Origin of the sequence: Streptomyces botrytidirepellens (genome assembly GCF_003721215.1) — a bacterium.
Lineage (GTDB): Bacteria > Actinomycetota > Actinomycetes > Streptomycetales > Streptomycetaceae > Streptomyces > Streptomyces himastatinicus.
Genome location: NZ_RIBZ01000544.1, coordinates 1 through 2800, shown reverse-complemented (window position 1 = coordinate 2800; position 2800 = coordinate 1). Strand labels below are relative to the sequence as shown.

Sequence of the window (2800 nt, the reverse complement as noted above, 5' to 3'; positions counted from 1 at the left end):
CGCGGCCGTACGGGGCGACCGGGCGGCGCCGGGCGGCGCGCCGGTACGCGGGGTGGACACGGGGACGGCCTCGGGCGGCTCGACGGGGTGTGCGGCGGCGTCGGACTGGGCGGGGACGGTGGACCGGCGCGCGGCTTCGGCGCGCACCAGTGCACCCATGGCGGCGTAGACGTCGATGGGCATGCGGGGGCTCCTGCGGGGGTCGGACGGGGCGATGGGCTGATCCGGGGCAGGCCGTGGCGCACCCGCGCTCCGCCCGTGCGGCGGCACATACGGGAGATGCGGGGGATGCGGGAGGGTTACGGGATGCGGAACGGCCCGGGGCCCGCTCAGCAGCGCAGGACGACGTCCCGGGCGGGGAGCCTGCGGGGCGCGGTCTCGTCGGCGGAGCCGGACACGGCGGTGCCCGCCGTACGGTCCGCGGCGCGAGCGCGGTCGATGGCGACGGCGAGGTGCGGGGGCGCCGTGGGGAGGGAGCGGTGGGAGCGGACCGAGGTGGCGCAGGCGCTCCCGGGGTGACCGGCCGGGTGGCGGCCCAGCTCGTGGGCGGCGCGGGCGGCCGGACGCGGGTCGGACCGCTCGTCCTCCTCCGAGGATGCGGAAGGGGACAGGACGCCGGGTCCGCAGTGGTTCGCGGAGGGCGGCGGCGGATGGACGGCGCCGAGGGAGAGCAGTCCGTGCAGCAGGGTGATCGCCAGCAGCGCGACCATCAGGACGGTGCACGGCCGAGCGGGGCCGGAGCGGCGGTTCGTCTCGCGGCCGTGCACCATGCGGCCTCCCTCACTGGTCTCCTTCCAGAGAACCGCGAAGAGCGGAAGCTAGCACTCCGATAGCCCGAAAGAGTCGGGCATTTCACCCGTGTCGGTTACGTTCTCGAACGTACATACCGGCACATTTCGAGGAGGTGGGTGCCGAAGAGGCGTCAGTCCGAGGCCGCCCCGCCGGGCTCCGGCAGCGCGTCGAGCAGCGCGGTCGGCGCGGCCTGCCTCCAGGAGTCGACGAGGATGTCCCGCAGCTCGTCGAGATCCTCCAGGGCGGCGAGACGCACCCGCACCCAGGCGAAGCCCGCCTCGTGGTCGGCGATCCAGAACTTCTCCGGCTCGGCGAGCGCGAGTTCGTCCCGCTCCACCTTGGGACATCGCACGGCCATCGAGGTCTCGTCCTCGGGGAGCGTGGCGAACATCTTCCCGGCGACCCGGAAAGTGGGCATGGACCAGGCGATCTTCTCGGTGGTCTGCGGCAGCGACAACGCGATCCGGCGGACATCGTCAGGCGTGATCATGGCATGACCGTAGAGCACACCACTGACAACGCCACCGGGAACGCCGAGCGGCTATCCCCCGTACACGTACGGCGTGGTGGTGGTCAGCGGTACGAAGCCGAGCCGCTCCAGGATCGGGCGGCTCTGGTCGGACGCGTCGACCTGGAGATAGCGGTAGCCGCGCTCGGCGGCGATCCGGGCGCGGAAGGCGATCAGGGCCCGGTACAGGCCCCGGCCGCGCCACTCCGCCACGGTGCCGCCGCCCCACAGCCCGGCGAAGTCCGCCTCCGGGGGCAGTTCCATCCGCGCGGCGCTCACCGCCCGGTCACCGGCCATGGCGACGACCGGGACGACCGTGTCCGGCGCCTCGCGCAGCCGGCTGAGCAGCCGGTGCCTGAGGTGGCCGCTGTCGGTGCCGAACGCCCGCGCGTGGACGTCCACCATCAGCTCCACCCCCGCGGCGTCGGTGACCCGGAGCAGCCGGAGACCCTCGGGGAGCTCGACGGCGGTGGGCAGGTCCCGCACCGGGGCGACCATCACCGCCTCCTCGGGCTCGGCGGCGAAACCGGCCGCCGCGAGCCGTGCGCCGAGGTCGCCGGGCCGGTCGTGGGCGTACAGCTTCCACTCGAAGGCGCGCCCCCGGGCGGTGAAGTGCCGTATCTGCGCCGCGATGGCCGCGTCCGCCGTGGACGCGTCCAGATCCGACCAGCGGACACCGTTCCAGTCGTCGGCGGCGCCGGTCTGGCGTACCACCCCGTCCACGCGCTCGATCCGGGTCCCGGGGCCGTCGGGCTGCGCTCCCTGTCTCAGCTGCCGGTCGAACAGCTCACGTACTGCGTCAAGGTCCATCCGGTCACCTCAGCACCGGGGGTCGGCACCCGCAACTGCTTTATCGGCGGGGTCACTTGACAGTCCGGGCCGCCCGTACCGTCAGGACAGCAGGCCGCCGAGGCGTTCCACGACGGCCGGGGCTTCCCGGCGCAGCGCGGTCAGGTCCAGGCCCTCGTCGCCGAGGATCACCAGCAGGGCCTGTTCGCCGACGGCCAGGACGACGCTGTAGCCGCCGTTGCACCGGGTGACCACCTCGCGCAGGCTGCCCAGCCCCACTTCGGCGGCGGAACGCTTGCCCAGCGCGAGGGAGGCCGCGGAGAGGGCGGCCAGGGACTCCGGCTGCACAGTGGCGGTGTCGGCGGCCACCAGCAGTCCGTCCGTGGTGGCGATGATGCTCTCGGAGATGCCCAGAACCTGCCCGCGCAGACCGGTCAGTTCCTTGACGAGGTCGCCGGAGGACGCACCGGAGGCAGGTGGGGGGTTGGTCATCGGGGGTCCTCCTCGGACTCCGTCGGGGCTCGCCGTCGCTGCGGCTGTGAGCGGCGGCGATGGGCTGCGGCTGTGAGCGGCGTGGTCGGCTGCGGGAATCGCTGTCGTCGCGGGATCAGCCGGTGCTCTCCGGCCGCCGGTCGGCCGGGGTGCGTCTGGGGAGTCCGCCGCCGGTGGGGGCCGCGGGGCGCGGCGGCTCCGCCGCCGGGTCGCGGGGCG

General features: G+C 74.3%; 5 protein-coding genes. All 5 read right to left on the bottom strand.

Translation table 11 applies throughout. The features are described from left to right. Positions 1–183 (bottom strand): hypothetical protein (locus EEJ42_RS32590; RefSeq protein WP_221179452.1); only part of this gene is annotated, 183 nt, incomplete at its 3' end. Between the two features lie 146 nt (positions 184–329). Further along, on the bottom strand, positions 330–770 hold the full coding sequence (locus EEJ42_RS32585; RefSeq protein ID WP_123105541.1) for a hypothetical protein: 441 nt from the start codon (positions 768–770) through the stop codon (positions 330–332). A 152-nt stretch (positions 771–922) separates the two neighbouring features. Further along, complete coding sequence (locus EEJ42_RS32580) at positions 923–1282, bottom strand: MmcQ/YjbR family DNA-binding protein (protein WP_123105539.1); 360 nt, start codon at positions 1280–1282, stop codon at positions 923–925. Between the two features lie 51 nt (positions 1283–1333). After that, positions 1334–2110 (bottom strand): GNAT family N-acetyltransferase, encoded by a 777-nt coding sequence (locus EEJ42_RS32575; RefSeq protein WP_123105537.1) that lies wholly within the window; start codon positions 2108–2110, stop codon positions 1334–1336. Between the two features lie 81 nt (positions 2111–2191). Continuing rightward, entirely contained in the window at positions 2192–2581 is a 390-nt protein-coding gene (locus EEJ42_RS32570) for a roadblock/LC7 domain-containing protein (RefSeq protein ID WP_123105535.1), read from the bottom strand. Positions 2582–2800 lie beyond the last annotated feature (219 nt).